Origin of the sequence: Mycolicibacterium litorale (assembly GCF_010731695.1) — a bacterium.
Classification (GTDB): Bacteria; Actinomycetota; Actinomycetes; order Mycobacteriales; family Mycobacteriaceae; genus Mycobacterium; species Mycobacterium litorale.
This window is the reverse complement of sequence record NZ_AP022586.1, coordinates 1,212,453-1,228,416: the sequence shown is the minus strand read 5'-3', so window position 1 is coordinate 1,228,416 and position 15,964 is coordinate 1,212,453. Positions and strand designations below refer to the sequence as shown.

Annotated in this window: 8 protein-coding genes; 1 reads left to right on the top strand and 7 read right to left on the bottom strand. The window is 70.4% G+C overall.

All coding sequences use genetic code 11. The annotated features are described in order from the left end of the window. Positions 1-54: 54 nt before the first annotated feature. From pks2 to mutA, 5 genes are all read right to left on the bottom strand, one after another. The gene (gene pks2 / locus G6N30_RS05750; protein ID WP_134060409.1) at positions 55-6,315 is read right to left on the bottom strand and encodes a sulfolipid-1 biosynthesis phthioceranic/hydroxyphthioceranic acid synthase; all 6,261 of its coding nucleotides are present in this window, start codon (positions 6,313-6,315) and stop codon (positions 55-57) included. A gap of 789 nt (positions 6,316-7,104) precedes the next feature. After that, positions 7,105-8,370: an esterase/beta-lactamase LipL gene (gene lipL, locus G6N30_RS05745; protein ID WP_134060408.1), complete on the bottom strand. Its 1,266-nt coding sequence runs from the start codon at positions 8,368-8,370 to the stop codon at positions 7,105-7,107. Between the two features lie 76 nt (positions 8,371-8,446). Beyond that, positions 8,447-9,421 (bottom strand): methylmalonyl Co-A mutase-associated GTPase MeaB, encoded by a 975-nt coding sequence (gene meaB, locus G6N30_RS05740; protein ID WP_134060407.1) that lies wholly within the window; start codon positions 9,419-9,421, stop codon positions 8,447-8,449. Between the two features lie 10 nt (positions 9,422-9,431). After that, positions 9,432-11,711 carry a methylmalonyl-CoA mutase gene (scpA, locus tag G6N30_RS05735; protein WP_134060406.1) on the bottom strand — a complete coding sequence of 760 codons (2,280 nt, stop codon included), beginning with the start codon at positions 11,709-11,711 and terminating at the stop codon, positions 9,432-9,434. Between the two features lies 1 nt (position 11,712). After that, entirely contained in the window at positions 11,713-13,578 is a 1,866-nt protein-coding gene (mutA, locus tag G6N30_RS05730; RefSeq protein ID WP_179965602.1) for a methylmalonyl-CoA mutase small subunit, read from the bottom strand. A 130-nt stretch (positions 13,579-13,708) separates the two neighbouring features. On the opposite strand from mutA, the gene G6N30_RS05725 reads away from it, so the two are divergent. Continuing rightward, positions 13,709-14,422 carry a TVP38/TMEM64 family protein gene (locus G6N30_RS05725; protein ID WP_163687418.1) on the top strand — a complete coding sequence of 238 codons (714 nt, stop codon included), beginning with the start codon at positions 13,709-13,711 and terminating at the stop codon, positions 14,420-14,422. Here the strand turns inward: G6N30_RS05725 and G6N30_RS05720 are convergent. Both G6N30_RS05720 and G6N30_RS05715 read right to left on the bottom strand, forming a co-directional pair. Then, positions 14,409-14,771, bottom strand: coding sequence for a DoxX family protein (locus G6N30_RS05720; RefSeq protein WP_134060405.1), 363 nt, complete (start codon positions 14,769-14,771; stop codon positions 14,409-14,411). The genes G6N30_RS05725 and G6N30_RS05720 overlap by 14 nt on opposite strands. After that, positions 14,768-15,946, bottom strand: a complete 1,179-nt coding sequence (locus tag G6N30_RS05715; protein WP_134060404.1) for an SPFH domain-containing protein — start codon at positions 15,944-15,946, stop codon at positions 14,768-14,770. The genes G6N30_RS05720 and G6N30_RS05715 overlap by 4 nt, the downstream gene beginning before the upstream one ends. Between the last annotated feature and the right edge of the window lie 18 nt (positions 15,947-15,964).

The window sequence follows — 15,964 nt, the reverse complement described above, 5'->3', positions numbered from 1 at the left end:
CCCGTGCTTCGTGTGTGTTCCCGGGCGACTTCGTCGACGCCATGTCAGCCGCTCTCACGACGAACTCGATGTGGCCGAATCACCGGCGAGCGTGTCGGCGAGACGCTGCGCCAGCGCCCGCACGGTGGTGATGTCGGTGGAGCCGATGCGGATACCCGTCTCGTTCTCGATCCGGGTGCGCACCTCCAGCGTGCCCAGCGAATCCAGGCCGTACTCGGACAGCGGCCGGTCGGCGTCGACCGATCGGCGCAGGATGAGGCCGATCTGGTCGGCCACCAGCTTGCGCAGCCGGCCCGGCCACTCCTCCTGCGGCAGCTCGAACAGCTCGGTGAGGAATGCGCTTGTGCCCGCGCTGTTCTGGCCGATCGATGCGAACGCCTCGGCGAACTTGCTGGTCTGCGCGAACGCTGTCAGCCACGGCGCACCGGCGACCGGTGCGTAGCCGCTGTACCCGCGGTCGTGCCGCAGCAGCGCGTCGAAGGCGTCGGCACCGTCGTCGGGCAGGATCGCCATCGCGGCGTCCTCGGCCATCGCCTGACCCTTGCCGATCTCCGCCCACGCGCCCCACGCGATCGCGCCGGCGGGCAGCCCCTGCGCCCGCCGCCACTGGGTGAACGCGTCGAGCCAGCTGTTGGCCGCGGCGTAGGCGCCCTGTCCCGGCGAACCGACCATCGCGGCGGCCGACGAGAACGAGCAGAACCAGTCCAGCGGCTGACCCGTGGTCGCCGTGTGCAGGTTCCACGCGCCGTACACCTTCGGCGCCCAGTCGCGGTCGATCAGCTCGTCGGTGATGTTGGGCAGTGTCGCGTCCTCGACGACGGCCGCGGCGTGCAGCACGCCACGCACCGGCAGTCCGGTCGCGGTCGCCGCGGCGATCGCGCGTTCGGCGGTCGCGGGGTCGGCGATGTCGCCCAGCGACACCTCGACCTCGGTACCCGTCGCCCGGATCCGGTCGATCGCCGCGGTCGCCTCGGCGCTGGGCGCCGAGCGGCCGTTGAGCACGATCCGGCCGCAGCCGGCCGCGGCCATCTTCTCGGCGAGGAACAGCCCGAGCCCGCCCATACCGCCGGTGACGACGTAGGCGCCGTCGCCACGGAACACCTCGGCGTTCTCCGGCGGCACCACCGCGGTGCTCTGACCGGTGTGCGGGACGTCGAGCACGAGCTTGCCGGTGTGCCCGGCGGCGCCCATCACGCGGATCGCGGTCGCACCCTCGGCCAGCGGGTAGTGCGTGGTCTCGGGAAGCGGCAGCACCCCGTCGGCGATCTGCTGGTAGACCGTCTCCAGCAGGCGGCGCAGGACGTCCGGGTTCGTCAGCGTCAGCAGCGCGAGGTCCACGGCGTAGAACGCCAGGTTGCGCCGGAACGGGAACAGGCCCATCTTGCTGTCGCCGTAGATGTCGCGCTTGCCGATCTCGACGAAGCGGCCACCGAAGGAGAGCAGTTCCAGACCGGCGCGCTGCGCGGCACCCGGAAGCGAGTTCAGCACGATATCAACGCCATAGCCCGCCGTGTCCTCACGGATCTCGTCGGCGAAGGCGGTGCTGCGGGAGTCGTAGACGTGCTCGATCCCCCAGTCGCGCAACAGCTTCCGACGCTCGGGGCTGCCCGCGGTGGCGAAGATCTCCGCACCCGCGGCCTTGGCGATCGCGACCGCGGCCTGACCCACACCGCCGGTCGCGGAGTGGATCAGCACCTTGTCCCGCGCGCCGATCCTGGCCAGGTCGTGCAGCGAGTACCAGGCGGTGGCGTGGGCGCTTGGCACCGCGGCCGCGCGGTCCTCGGGCACGCCTGCGGGCAGGGTGACCGCGAGGTTGGCGTCGCAGGTGACGAACGTCGCCCAGGCACCGTTGGCCGAGATGCCGGCGACCCGGTCCCCCACCTGGTGCTCGGTGACTCCGGCACCGACGCCGGTGACCACGCCGGCGAAGTCGGCGCCCAGCTTGGGCAGCCGGCCCTCGAAGCTCGGGTAGCGCCCGTAGGCGACGAGCACGTCGGCGAAGTTCAGGTTCGACGCCGTGACCGAGACCTCGATCTCACCCGGCCCGGGCGGGACGCGGTCGAACGCGGCCAGTTCCAGCGACTCGAGGTCGCCCGGTGTGCGGATCTGCAGCCGCATGCCGCCGGTCTCGTGATCGACGACGGTGGTGCGGCGCTCCTCGGGGCGCAGCGGGCTGACCGACAGCCGCGCGACGTGGAATTCGCCATCCCGCCAGGCGGTCTCGTCTTCCTCCGAGTCCGAGAGCAACTGCGCGGCGACGTAGTCGGGCTCGGTGGCGCCGTCGAGGTCGACCTGGGTCGGCCGCAGCGCCGGATGCTCCATGACGAGCACCCGCATCAGGCCGCGCAGGCCGGCCTGCTCCAGGTTCGCGACGTCGCCGTCGACCACGGTCTGCGCGTTGCGGGTGAGCACGAACAGCCGCGGCGGCTCGCCGGGGACCTCGGGCAGTTCCCGCGCGATGCGGACCAGGTGGCGCACGTACTCGGCGCCCTGCGCCGGTGCGCCATCAGCCGGACCACCGGGTGCGGTCACCACGACCACACCGCTGTGGTGGTCGGCGGTGAGCTGTGCACGCACCTGCTCGGCGAGGGCGGCGTGGTCGGCGTCCGCCGACCAGACCGTCGTGGTCACCGTGGCGTCGGCGCGGGTGAGCGCGTCGGCCAGTCGGGCGGCGTCGGGCTGCGCAGCGTCGGACGTCGCGATCAGCAGCAGGCGGCCAGCGTCGACGTGGGCGGCCTCCGGGCGATCGTGCTTGCGCCAGTCGATGGTCAGCAGCCGCTCGTTGAGCAGCCGCTCGCGCTGTCCGCCCGCGGTGGCGCCGCTACCCAGGCGCAGGCCCTCGACCGTGAGCAGCACCGCACCGAGTTCGTCGAGCACCTCAATGTCGGCCTCGATCGCGGCGGCGCTCACGTGGGTGACCGTGACGTAGCAGTAGTGGGCGTTGCGCGTGGAGGCGTGTGCGGTGAGCCGGCGCACACCCAGCGGCAGCATCAGCGTGCCCGTGGTGTCGGCCTGCAGCGCGGCGTGCGCACCGACCGCCTGGAAGCAGGCGTCGAGCAGCGCCGGGTGGATGCCGTAGGCGCCCTGCTGCGAGCGGATGGAACCGGGCAGTGCCACCTCGGCGAGCACGGTGTCGCCGCCGTCGTCGCGGGTGTTGGCGGCGACGAGACCGGAGAAGGCCTGCCCGTAGGAGATGCCGCGGTCGGCGTACCAGCTGTGCAGTTCGGCGCCTTCGCGGCGCTCCGGATGCGTGAGGAGCAGTTCCTCGACGTCGTAGGCGCCGGGGGCCTCGGCGGCGGCGTCGCCGTGCAGCACGGCGGTGGCCCGCCGCACCTCGTTGCCCTCGTCGTAGGTCTCGACGACGAAGTCGCCCACGCCGGGCCGCTTCACGGTGGCGACCGAGGAGACCGGGGTCTGGTCCTCCAGCAGCAGCATCTGCTCGAAGGTGATGTCGCGGACCTCGGCGGTCTCACCGAACACGGCACGTGAGGCGGCCAGCGCCATCTCGCAGTAGGCCGCACCCGGCAGCGCCGCGACGTTGTGCACCTGGTGGTCGCCCAGCCACGGCTGGGTGGCGGTGCCGACGTCGCCCTGCCACACGTGGCGCTCGGGCTCCTCGGGCAGGCGCACATGTGCGCCGAGCAGCGGGTGCACCGCGACCGTGGAACCGCCCTGCGCCTGCTCCTGGCCGTCGCGCGTCAGCATCAGATGAGTGTGGGTCCAGGTGGGCAACGGTGCGTCGACGAGACGCCCGTCCGGGTAGATGACCGAAAAGTCCACTGCGCCACCGGAATTGTGCACATCGGCGACGAAGCCGAGCAGCCCGTCGGGCAGCTCCTGCTCGCGGCGCATCGCGGCCAGCGCGGCCAGGCTCATATCGAGGCTGCGGCCGGTCTGGTCGACGGCGTGGGTCAGCAGCGGGTGCGGGGCCAGCTCGCCGAACACGCGGAACCCGTCCTCGAGCGCCGCCTGCACGGCCGCGGAGAACCGCACGGCGTGACGCAGGTTGTCCACCCAGTAGTAGGCGTCGAACTCAGCCGGGTCGCGCGGGTCGTAGAGCGTGGCCGAGTAGTACGGGATCTCCGGTTCCATCGGCTCGATGTCGTCGAGCACCTCGGTCAGCTCGTCGAGGATGGGGTCGACCTGCGGCGAGTGGGATGCCACGTCGACGGCCACCTCGCGGGCCATCACACCGCGGCTGTCCCATTCGGCGACCAGTTCGCGGATCGCCTCCTTGGCGCCGCCGACGACCGTCGACTGCGGCGAGGCGACGACGGACAGGACCACGTCGCTGATGCCGCGGGCGGCCAGCTCCGAGAGCACCTGCTGGGCGGGCAGCTCCACCGACGCCATTGCGCCGGATCCGGCGATGCGGGCCATCAGCTTGGACCGGCGGCAGATGACCTTCGCGCCGTCCTCCAGCGACAGGCCACCGGCGACCACGGCGGCCGCCGACTCACCCATCGAGTGGCCGATCACCGCGCCGGGGGTCACCCCGTAGGACTTCATCGTCGCCGCGAGCGCGACCTGGACGGCGAACACCGTCGGCTGCACCCGGTCGATCCCGGTCACCTTCTCCGGCGCGGACATCGCCTCGGTGACCGAGAAACCCGACTCGCGGGCGATCAACGGCTCCAGCTCGGCGACGGCGGCGGCGAACACCGGCTCGGTGGCCAGCAGACCCTTGCCCATGCCGGCCCACTGGGATCCCTGCCCGGAGAACACCCAGACCGGGCCGTGCTCGCCCTTGGCGACCGCGGGCTCGTAGGGGGTCTCGCCGGAGGCGATCTCGCGCAGCGCTTTGATCAGCTCTTCGCGGGTGCCAGCGGACACGCAGGTGCGCACCGGCCGGTGCGAGCGGCGGCGCGCCAGCGTGTAGGCCAGGTCGCGCAGATTTCCGTCGGAATGGTCGTCCACCCAGTCGGCCAGGCGCGCGGCGGTGCGCCTCAGCTCCTCGGCGGAGGTCGCCGACAGCGCGAAGATCATCGCCTCGGAGGTCGGCTCGGCGACCGGCACCGCGACGTCGGGAGCCTGCTCGAGGACGGCGTGCACGTTCGTGCCGGACAGGCCGTAAGAGGAGACCGCGGCGCGCCGGGGCTGCTCGTCGCCGTGCGGCCAGGGAGTGATCTCCTGCGGCACGAAGAGGTTGGTGCTGATGCGCGCCATCTCGTCGGGCATGCGGTTGTAGTGCAGGTTCTGCGGCACCGTCGCGTGCTGCAGCGACAGGATCGCCTTCATCATGCCGACGGCACCGGATGCCGACTGTCCGTGGCCGAAGTTGGTCTTCACCGCACCGAGTGCGCACGGTGCGTCGGTGCCGTACACCTGCGCCAGGCCGGCGTACTCGATGGGGTCGCCGACCGGCGTGCCGGTGCCGTGGGCCTCGACCATGCCGACCGTTGCGGGGTCCATGCCCGCGGCGGCGAGCGCCGCCCGGTAGACCGACACCTGGGCGTCGCGCGAGGGGGTGGCGATGTTGACGGTGTGGCCGTCCTGGTTGGCCGCGGTGCCCTTGACCACGGCCAGGATGCGGTCGCCGTCGCGCTGGGCGTCGGCGAGGCGCTTGAACATGAGGACCACCGACGCCTCGCCGGAGACGAATCCGTCGGCGTCGACGTCGAAGGCGTGGCAGTGACCGGTGGGCGAGAGCATGCCCTGGGCGGAGCCGGAGGACATCTTGCGCGGCTCCAGCATGATCGAGACGCCGCCGGCGAGCGCCATGTCGCTCTCGCCGTCGTGCAGGCTGCGGCAGGCCATGTGGACGGCCAGCAGGCTCGAGGAGCAGGCGGAGTCGACCGTGTACGCGGGGCCGTGCAGGCCCATCGCGTAGGCGATGCGGCCGGAGGCGAGGCTGTAGTTGTTGCCGGTGAACCCGTAGGGGCCTTCGATGGCATGCGCGTCGGCGGCCAGCAGCTGGTAGTCGCCGTGCGTCATGCCGATGAACACGCCGGTCAGCGAGGTGTCCAGCGTCGTCGGGTCGATGCCGGCGTGCTCGACGGCCTCCCAGGCCGTCTCCAGCAGCAGCCGGTGCTGGGGATCGATGGCCGTCGCTTCGCGCTCGCTGATGCCGAAGAACTCGGCGTCGAAGCCGGCGACGTCGTCGAGGAAGGCGCCCCATTTGGACACCGAGCGGCCGGGAACCCCCGGTTCCGGGTCGTAATACTCCTCGGCGTCCCAGCGCTCCAGCGGCACCTCGGTGACGAAGTCGTCGCCGCGGAGAAGGGCCTCCCACAACCGCTCGGGAGAATCGATCCCACCGGGCAGGCGGCAGGCCATTCCGATGACAGCGATGGGAGTGACCGGTGCGTCGACCACGTGTGCAAACCTCTTCTGGAACGTGATACGGAAGATTCGGGACGGGTAGAAAATCGATAGTTTCCGAAATTCAGCACTTTCCGGCGTGCTCCGTCCGCTCCCCTCTGTATCTCTTCGGCCTTCGTTCGCGCCGAGTCGGAGCGTAACCGCTCACACCGACTCTGGTGCAAGTACCGAGCAAATGACTCTCGGCTGTTGCTAGATCAATGTCTGCGGCCAAAACGTTACACGAGCAAGGACAAGATCGCAGATTCATCGGCTCTCAACGCTGTGACCTGCAGTTATTTCGTTTTTTGACTCTAATGTCAATCTTGGCACTTTCTTGGGTTTCTCTCAGGTTTTTCGCTAAGCAAGAATCCAGCAAACTAGTTAGCATGTTGTCTGGAATTGCTGTAAGTCGCAGACGAGCGCCAGTTCCGCGCGGCGGCGGCCGGTCGGCCGAACAATGTCGATCTTGTTTCGGCAGCGCACAGCGTTTTTTGCATGCTCAACATCGCGCCGGCCCGAGCACCGGCCGATCCGCTCCCCCGGTGTGCCGATATGTGCGAAGGCGAGGACCACCGCACCACGGCAACAGACGACCCGATAACGATGTTGTCGCTTCGCCGTTCACCAGCAAAGCTCCAAGGGGGTGGACACAGCAGTGTCACAGGCTTAACCAGCCGATTCTGGCAAAGGCGAAATGACCTGCTGGACAACCATTTCCAGGGACAACGAACGTTGTCACACGAGGTGGTGAAAAGGCCCCCAAAAGGGGGCCTGACGGACGCTGAGAGGGGTCCGGGAACGCTATCCGGCAACCGGCTCGGGCATCGCAAACGGGGCGCCCAGATCCGGCATCACCTGGTAGCCGCGCACCCGGGCGCGCGCCACGTCCCGCCGGATCAGCACGTTCAACCCCGCGAACGAACCCATGTCGAGCAGCATCGGCGTCAGCAGCCGGTTGTGGACGAAGCCGATCGCCAGGCCGCTCGACGGGTCGGCCCAGCCGACGGATCCGCCCAGCCCGACGTGGCCGAATCCGCGCATCACCCCGAACGGCAGGCTGTGGTAGCCCAGATGGAAGGCCAGCGGGATGACCAGATTGCGGTCGGGCCGCAGGTTCGGCCGGCCGGTCAGCCCCGCCGCGACCTGCGCGGAAAGGTACTGCTCGCCGCCGATGCACCCGCCGTTGGCGATCGCGCCGTACATCCGGGCCAGGCCGCGGGCGGTGGCGACACCGTTGGCGGACGGGATCTCGGCATCGAGGAACGGGATGTCGCCCTGGACCACGGCCTTCATCCCCGGGAAGTACATCGACCCGAACATGCCGGAGAACTGCAGCGCGGCGACCTTGGGCGCGACGAAGTTGAACACCGGGTTGGCCAGCGTGCCCTGCGGGACGAGGATCTGCGCGGCCCGCGTCGCGGCGTGGGCGGGCGGCCGGCCCAGGTGCAGTCCGTCGGTGTTGAGCGGCGCGGCCAGTTCGGTGCGGATCAGGTCGCCCATCCCCTGGCCGGTCACCGCGCGCGCCAGACCGGACACCAGCCAGCCGTAGGTCAGCGCGTGATACGCCGGATGACCGTGCAGCAGCCGGTTCACCGGCGCAGCCGCCAGCCGCTGCTCCATCCTCAGGTGGTCGAGCAGGTCGTCCTTGCCGACCCCGTTGAGTTGCGACAACCCGGCACGGTGCCGCATCAGGTCGCGGACGGTGATCTTCTCCTTGCCGTTCGCGCCGAATTCGGGCCAGTACTGCGCGACCGGCGCGTCGTAGGCCAGCAGACCGCGGTCGACCAGCCGGTGGATGACCGTCGAGGCCATCCCCTTGGTCGCCGAGAACACCATCGCCCCGGTGTCGGCCGTCCAGTACTGCGTACCGCGCCGGTCCGAATACCCCGTCCAGACGTCGACCACGGGCTCACCGTGCAGGTAGATGCACAGCGCCCCGCCCCCGAACCGGCGGCCGGGGAACAGCTGCGAGAAGCCCTGGAGCGTGCGTGCGAAATTCGCATCCGCCGCGCCCTGCACACCGTGCGGGAGCGCGGCGCTGCGGCTCCTCGCTGAGAGGTTCGTCACAGCTATGAATTTAACCTGCCGACAGGCCCCAGAGACAGAGCGTTATTGACTCGTTAATTACCTGGTCAGCGAACGATCAGTGGGCGGCGTCGAGAATCCGGCGCGCGGCGAGCGCCGGCGTCAGCTCACCGTCGCGGACCTGACGTTCCACCTCGGCGCGAATCCGGCGGACCTCGGGATGGGACAACACGCGGTCGAGCACCGCGTCGCGCACCATCGACCACGTCCACTCGACCTGCTGTGCGCGCCTGCGGGCCTCGAATTCCCCGGCCCCCCGCAGCACCTCGCGGTGTTTGAGCACCGTGTCCCAGAGCTCCCGCAGACCGTTACCCTCCAACGCGCTCATCGTCAGTACCGGCGGGCGCCAGAGGGTTTCGCGAGGGTAGATGAGCCGCAACGCCGCGGCCAGTTCGCGGGCGGCGCTCTTGGCCTCGATGGCGTGCTCGCCGTCGGCCTTGTTGACCACCACGATGTCGGCCAGCTCGAGCACACCCTTCTTGATGCCCTGCAGCTGATCACCGGTGCGAGCCAGCGTCAGGAACACGAACGTGTCCACCATGTTCGACACCGTCACCTCGGACTGCCCGACGCCGACGGTCTCGACCAGGATCACGTCGTAGCCGGCGGCTTCGAGCAGCACGATGGTCTCGCGGGTGGCCTTCGCGACGCCGCCCAAAGTTCCCGACGTGGGTGACGGGCGGATGTAAGCGTCAGGGTGCACGGCCAGCTTGGCCATCCGGGTCTTGTCCCCGAGGATCGATCCGCCCGTGCGGGTCGACGACGGGTCCACCGCCAGCACCGCCACCCGGTGGCCCTGCTCGATGAGGTACATCCCGAGCGCCTCGATCGTCGTGGACTTCCCGACGCCCGGCACCCCGGTGATGCCGACGTGCAGGGCGCTGCCGGCCTGCGGCGTCAATTCCAGCAGCAGCTCCTGCGCCCGCTCGCGGTGGTCGGCCCGGGTGGACTCGACCAGCGTGATCGCCCGCGCCAGCGCCGAGCGGTCGCCGCTGCGCAGCGCCGCGGCGAGGTCGCCGACCGGTTGGCTCATGTGGATGAGGTCAGCCGATGTCGTAGCCGAGCCGCTCGGCGAGCTTGTGCAGCAGGCCCGTCGCGGCGTCGGCGATCACGGTGCCCGGCGGGAAGATCGCCGCCGCACCCGCGGCGTAGAGCTCGTCGAAGTCGCCGGGCGGGATCACCCCGCCGACCACCACCATGATGTCCGGCCTGCCCACCGCGGCGAGTGCGTCGCGCAGCGCAGGCACCAGCGTCAGGTGACCGGCGGCCAGCGACGACACACCGACGACGTGCACGTCGTTGTCGGCGGCCTGCTGGGCAACCTCGTCGGGCGTGGAGAACAACGAACCGACGTCGACGTCGAAGCCGATGTCGGCGAACGCCGTGGCGATGACCTTCTGGCCGCGGTCGTGGCCGTCCTGGCCCATCTTGGCGACCAGGATGCGCGGCCTGCGGCCGTCGGCCTCGGCGAACTTCTCGACCAGTTCAGTGGCTGATGCGATGTTGGTGGCCTTCCCGGCTTCGTCGCGGTAGACACCGGAGATCGTGCGGATCTCGGCGACATGGCGGCCGTAGACCTTCTCCAGCGCGTCGGAGATCTCCCCGACGGTCGCCTTGGCTCTGGCGGCGTTGATCGCCAGCGCCAACAGATTGTTGCCCAGTCCGTCCTCGCCGACCTGGCCCTGGGCCCCGGCCGCCCGGGTGAGTTCGTCGAGCGCCGCGCGGGTCGCGTCCTCGTCGCGTTCGGCGCGCAGCTGCTGCAGCTTTGCCAGCTGTTCGGCCCGCACGCGGCTGTTCTCGACCTTGAGCACCTCGATCTCGTGGTCCTCGGGCACCTGGTACTTGTTGACGCCGATCACGGTCTGGGCACCCGAGTCGATGCGCGCCTGGGTCCGCGCGGCGGCCTCCTCGATGCGCAGCTTCGGGATGCCGTCGCTGATCGCCTGCGCCATCCCGCCGTGCGCGACGACCTCCCCGATGTGCATCCGGGCGGCGGTCGCGAGCTGGTGGGTCAGCCACTCGACGTAGTAGGACCCGCCCCACGGGTCGATCGGCCGGGTGGTGCCGGACTCCTGCTGCAGCACCAGCTGGGTGTTGCGGGCGATGCGCGCCGAGAAGTCCGTGGGCAGTGCCAGCGCCTCGTCGAGGGCATTGGTGTGCAGCGACTGGGTGTGCCCCTGGGTGGCGGCCATCGCCTCGATGCAGGTGCGGGCGACGTTGTTGAACACGTCCTGCGCGGTCAGCGACCAGCCCGAGGTCTGCGAGTGCGTGCGCAGCGACAGCGACTTCTCGTTCTTCGGCGCGAACTCGGCCACCAGCTCACTCCACAGCAGCCGGCCCGCCCGCAGCTTGGCCACCTCCATGAAGAAGTTCATCCCGATGCCCCAGAAGAAGCTCAGCCGCGGGGCGAACTTGTCGATCGACAGCCCGGCGTCGAGGCCGGCCTTGATGTACTCCACGCCGTCGGCCAGCGTGTAGGCGAGCTCGAGATCGGCCGTCGCACCGGCTTCCTGGATGTGGTAGCCGGAGATCGAGATCGAGTTGAACTTCGGCATCTTCGCGCTGGTGTAACCGAAGATGTCGGAGATGATCCGCATCGACGCCTTGGGCGGATAGATGTAGGTGTTGCGGACCATGAACTCTTTGAGGATGTCGTTCTGGATGGTCCCGGCCAGCTTCTCCGGCGGCACGCCCTGCTCCTCGGCGGCCACCACGTAGAGCGCGAGGATCGGCAGCACCGCGCCGTTCATGGTCATCGACACCGACACCGTCGACAGGTCGATGCCGTCGAACAGCTGGCGCATGTCGAGGATGGAGTCGATGGCCACCCCGGCCATGCCGACGTCACCCTGCACGCGCGGGTGGTCGGAGTCGTAGCCGCGGTGGGTGGCCAGATCGAACGCGACCGACAGACCCTTCTGACCGGCGGCCAGGTTGCGGCGGTAGAACGCGTTGGACTCCGCGGCGGTGGAGAAGCCCGCGTACTGGCGGATGGTCCACGGCTGGTTGACGTACATCGTCGGGTACGGCCCGCGCAGGAACGGCGGCGCCCCCGGGAACGAGTCCAGTGGGTAGCCCGCCGCGGCGGCGGCGTCGCGGTCGGCGGCGACGTAGACCGGTTTGACGTCGATGCCCTCCGGGGTCACCCAGTCGAGTTGCTCGGGGGTGTACCCGTGGGCGGCGGCCGCCGCGGCGATGTGGTCGGCGACGGCGGCCTCGGTCGCGGGTGCGCCGGCGCGGTCACCGTGCAGAGGGACGTCGGCGAAGCTGCCGATACCGGTCGTGGACGGAGCCGGCGCGCCGGCGACATCGTTGACTGTCATGTCAGGCCCCCAATCGGGTGAGGAGGTTCGCCAGGGCCTCGACCGCGTCGATCTTCGCGGTCAGGTAGTCGTCGGGTTTCGGATCCGCGTCCGCGACGGCCTTCTCCGGGCCGGCGAGGTACACCCGGGTGACCCCCGACTCGCGGGCGGCCGCCACCACGGCCGCGGCGTCGGTGGCGTAGCGGGCGTCGGTACCGCAGATCACGGCCACCGACGGGCTGCCCGCGGCGGTCACCGCCTGCGCCACCTCGCCGGCCGCCACGGTGCCCGGGTTGACGGCCTCGATCCCGCCGGAGGCCAGCAGGTTGGCCGCGAACGTCGCGCGGATGTTGTGTTCGGCCAGCGGTCCCAGCGGCAGCAGCAGCACCTGCGGACGGGCCCCGGTCTGTTCGAGGAAGGCATCGGAGCGGTCGCGCAGCGCCTCGAAACCGGCGGCGTAGCGGGCGACCGCGGTGAACGCCTCACCGGGCGGCAGCGCCGGCTCGTCGAGGTTCGGGTACTCGTTGACACCGGTGAGCGCTGTGCGGCGGTGCGCGATGTCGTCGGCGCGCCGGGCGGCGACCTCGGCGATCTGCTCGGCGAGGTAGTCGTGGGCCGCGACGAACCCGCCGCGGGATTCGATGTCCTGGAAGTGTTTCCACGCCTGTTCGGCCAGCTGGGCGGTCAGGTCCTCGACGAACCAGGAGCCGCCGGCCGGGTCGAGCACGCGGCCGATGTGCGACTCCTCGAGCAGCAGCAACTGGGTGTTGCGAGCGATCCGGCGGGCGAAACCGCGTGAGGTGCCGGGGAATCCGTCGGGGATCGCCACGTCGAACGGGTGCACCAGCACGGTGTCCGCCCCGCCGACACCGGCCGAGAACGCCGCGAGCGTGGTGCGCAGCATGTTCACCCACGGGTCGCGCCGGGCCATCATCGGCAGCGAGGTCACCGCGTGAATGGTGGCCGCGCCGGCGTCCGCGGCGCCGACGACCTCACACACCCGCGCCCACAGCTGCCGGGCGGCGCGCAGCTTGGCGATGGTCATGAACTGGTCGTCGTCCGCGGCGAGCCGGAAGCTGATCTGGCGGACCGCATCGGCGATCGGCAGCCCGCCCTGTTCGAGCAGCCGGAGGTAAGACACTCCGGCGGCGACGGCGCCCGCCAGTTCCCAGGAGGCGCTCGCCCCGCGGTTGTGCAGCGCGGGCCCGTCGACGGTGACCGCGCGCACGTGGCCGCCGTAGCCGGTGACCTTCGCCGCGGTCGACACGACCTCGGCGAGATCCGGTGCCGACCGGTCGCTGAACGGGGCGGTGAGCGGGTCGGCGCCCAGGTCCACCGAAAGCCGTTGGCGCTGTTCGTCGTCCAGGCCGTTCAGCAGCGCGAGCACCGCGTCGGCTGCGGCCGCGAAATCGGTCCCTGCGTCGAGTTGGACCGGAACCAGGTCCAGGAACACCGAGTCCAGCAGCCGTTCGATGTCGGCCGCGGCCGCGCCGTCGGCGCCGATGCGCAGCACCAGCGCGCTGACCCCTTCGGTGAGGCCCAGCAGCACCGCCCCGTTGGCCTCCTCGGCGGTGCTGCCCGCGGCCGGGTAGGCCTCGGCGACCTTCCAGCCGGATTTGACGTCGCGCAGGGCGTCGCCGCCGCGCACGTACGGCCACTGCCCCGGCAGCGGAGGTTCGGGCAACGCGTCGAGGCTGGTGTAGAGGGGACGGATCGCGAAACCCTCGTAGGTCGGCGAATCGAGCAGCCGGTCGGGTTCGGCGGGCAACTCGGCGGGGTCTCCCCCGGCGCCGGAGCGGGTGCTTTTCGCCAGCACCCCGGCCACTGCGGAGCGCCACTGCTCCAGACCGGACTCGACAGCACTGGCCCCCTGCACAGACACCGGCATCTCCTGTTGTCGCAGCGTGTGACTGACGTATCCGTCCATCAGGCTAAATGATGGCGATCACGGCGTGACCCGCCGGGCAGCCCACGTGCCGGGCGGCCAGCAACGGCTGCGCCCCGTAGTCTTGGCAGACGTGAAACCCGTCGTCAGGACCCTGCGGATCGCGCGCGCCACGGTGGCCGCCGCGGCACTGCAGGTCCCCCGCCGGCGACTGGTCGCGATCGCCGCCGCGATTGTGATTCTCGTCGCACTCGCGTGGTGGGTGCCGATCCCGAATGCGCTGGAACTGCGGGACTGGGCCACCTCGGTCGGCGCCTGGTTCCCGCTGGTGTTCCTGGCCACCCACATCGTGGTGACGACGTTCCCGTTCCCCCGCACCGCGTTCACCCTCGCCGCCGGCCTGCTGTTCGGCCCGCTGCTGGGCATCGCGATCGCGGTGGCGGCCAGCACGATCAGCGCACTGCTGTCGGTGCTGTTGATCCGCGCGCTCGGCTGGCAGCTGAGCAGTCTGGTCAGCCATCCCGCCGTGGACCGCATCGACGTGCGGTTGCGCCGCCGCGGCTGGCCCTCGGTCATCGCGCTGCGGTTGATCCCGGCCGTGCCGTTCGCCGTCCTGAACTACGCCGCGGGCGCGTCGGCGGTTCGGCTGCTCCCGTACACGCTGGCCACGGTCATCGGGCTGGCGCCGGGCACCGCGGCGGTGGTGATCCTGGGCGACGCGCTCACCGGCCAGGTCAACCCGCTGCTCGTGCTGATCTCGGCTGCCACGGCGAGCGTCGGCGTGATCGTGCTGGTCTACGAGAACCGGGTGCACCGGCGCGCGACGGCGCCGGTCACCGCGTCCTGACCGCGGGACCCTTCACCGTCATCGCGCCGAACAGCGCGAGCAGCGACGACGACGCGACCAGCCCGGGGCTCCAGTCCCTGGCCCTGACGTGGGAACCGGCCGCGAGCACGAAGTAGACCGTCAGCATGAAGGTCGTCAGTCGCGCCAGGGCGGGCCACCGGAACACCCCCAGCAGCCCGACGGCGCTGGCGGCCTTGACGACCGGGATGAGCGGCCGCAGTTCCTCGGCGAGCCCGACGTCGTCGAACGCCTTCTTGATCGGTGCGATCGGTTTGACGCACGCCACCGCGTCGGCGGCCTGCATCGCGGCGAGCACGGCGTAGGTCCGCGGTGAGGTCAGAGCGCTCACAGGTCCGGGTTTCCGTGCCGGGGTGCGCTCAGCTCACCGGGCGGCTCGGGGGTCGACAGCAGGCCGGGACCCTGGACCGGGGTCCGGGCCTCCGCCTCGGCCGCGGCGACCGCCCGCCTGATCTCCGGGTCGGTCTCGGTGGAGAACCAGTCGGCCACTTCCTCGGAGTCGTCCTCGGCCGGCGGCCGTCCCTCGTCGGGCGAGGGGGTGTAGCGGATGACGCCGTCCTCACCGGGCGCACCCAGCAGCTTGGTGAACCCGCCCAGCGCACCGGCGAAATCGCTGGGTACGACCCAGACCTTGTTGGCCTCGCCCTGGGCCATCTGCGGCAGCGTCTGCAGGTACTGGTAGGCCAGCAGTTCGGGGGTGGGACGGGCCGCCTTGATCGCCGCGAAGGTCTTCTCGATCGCCTTCGCCTGTCCTTGGGCCTGCAGGTAGGCGGCGGCACGTTCACCCTGTGCCCGCAGCATGCGGGACTGCCGTTCGGCCTCCGCGGCGAGGATCGCGGCCTGCTTGGCGCCCTCGGCCGAGAGGATCTGCGCCTGCTTCTGGCCCTCGGCCTGTTTGATCGCCGCCTCCCGGCTGCCCTCGGCGGTCAGGATCATCGCGCGCTTCTCGCGGTCGGCGCGCATCTGCTTTTCCATCGAGTCCTGGATGGACGGCGGCGGGTCGATCGCGCGCAGTTCGACGCGCGCCACCCGCAGGCCCCACCGGTTGGTGGCCTCGTCCAGCACGCCGCGCAGTGCGGTGTTGATCTGATCGCGTGAGGTCAGCGTCTGCTCCAGCGTCATCCCGCCCACCAGGTTGCGCAGTGTGGTGGTGGTGAGCTGTTCGACGCCGACGATGTAGTTGCTGATCTGGTAGACCGCGGCCTGCGGGTTCGTCACCTGGAAGTAGACGACGGTGTCGATCGCGACGGTGAGGTTGTCCTCGGTGATCACCGGCTGCGGCGGGAACGACACCACCCGCTCGCGCAGGTCGACCCGGGCGCGGATCTTGTCGATGAACGGGATCAGCAGGGTCAGCTGCCCGCTGACGGTGCGGCTGTAGCGGCCGAGTCGTTCGATCACGGCGGCCTCGGCCTGCGGGATCAGCGCGACCGATTTGGCCACGACGATCACGGCGAACACGACCAGGACCACAAGCAGGACCAGGCCGGCGACGGCTCCATCCATGGCGGACTTCCCTTCGGC

What these genes read in the sequence shown, in the direction of transcription:
- meaB (WP_134060407.1), bottom strand. Translation starts at nt 9,421, where the DNA reads ATGAGCCAACCGGTCGGCGACCTCGCCGCGGCGCTGCGCAGCGGCGAC.
- scpA (WP_134060406.1), bottom strand. Translation starts at nt 11,711, where the DNA reads ATGACAGTCAACGATGTCGCCGGCGCGCCGGCTCCGTCCACGACCGGT.
- mutA (WP_179965602.1), bottom strand. Translation starts at nt 13,578, where the DNA reads ATGCCGGTGTCTGTGCAGGGGGCCAGTGCTGTCGAGTCCGGTCTGGAG.
- G6N30_RS05715 (WP_134060404.1), bottom strand. Translation starts at nt 15,946, where the DNA reads ATGGATGGAGCCGTCGCCGGCCTGGTCCTGCTTGTGGTCCTGGTCGTG.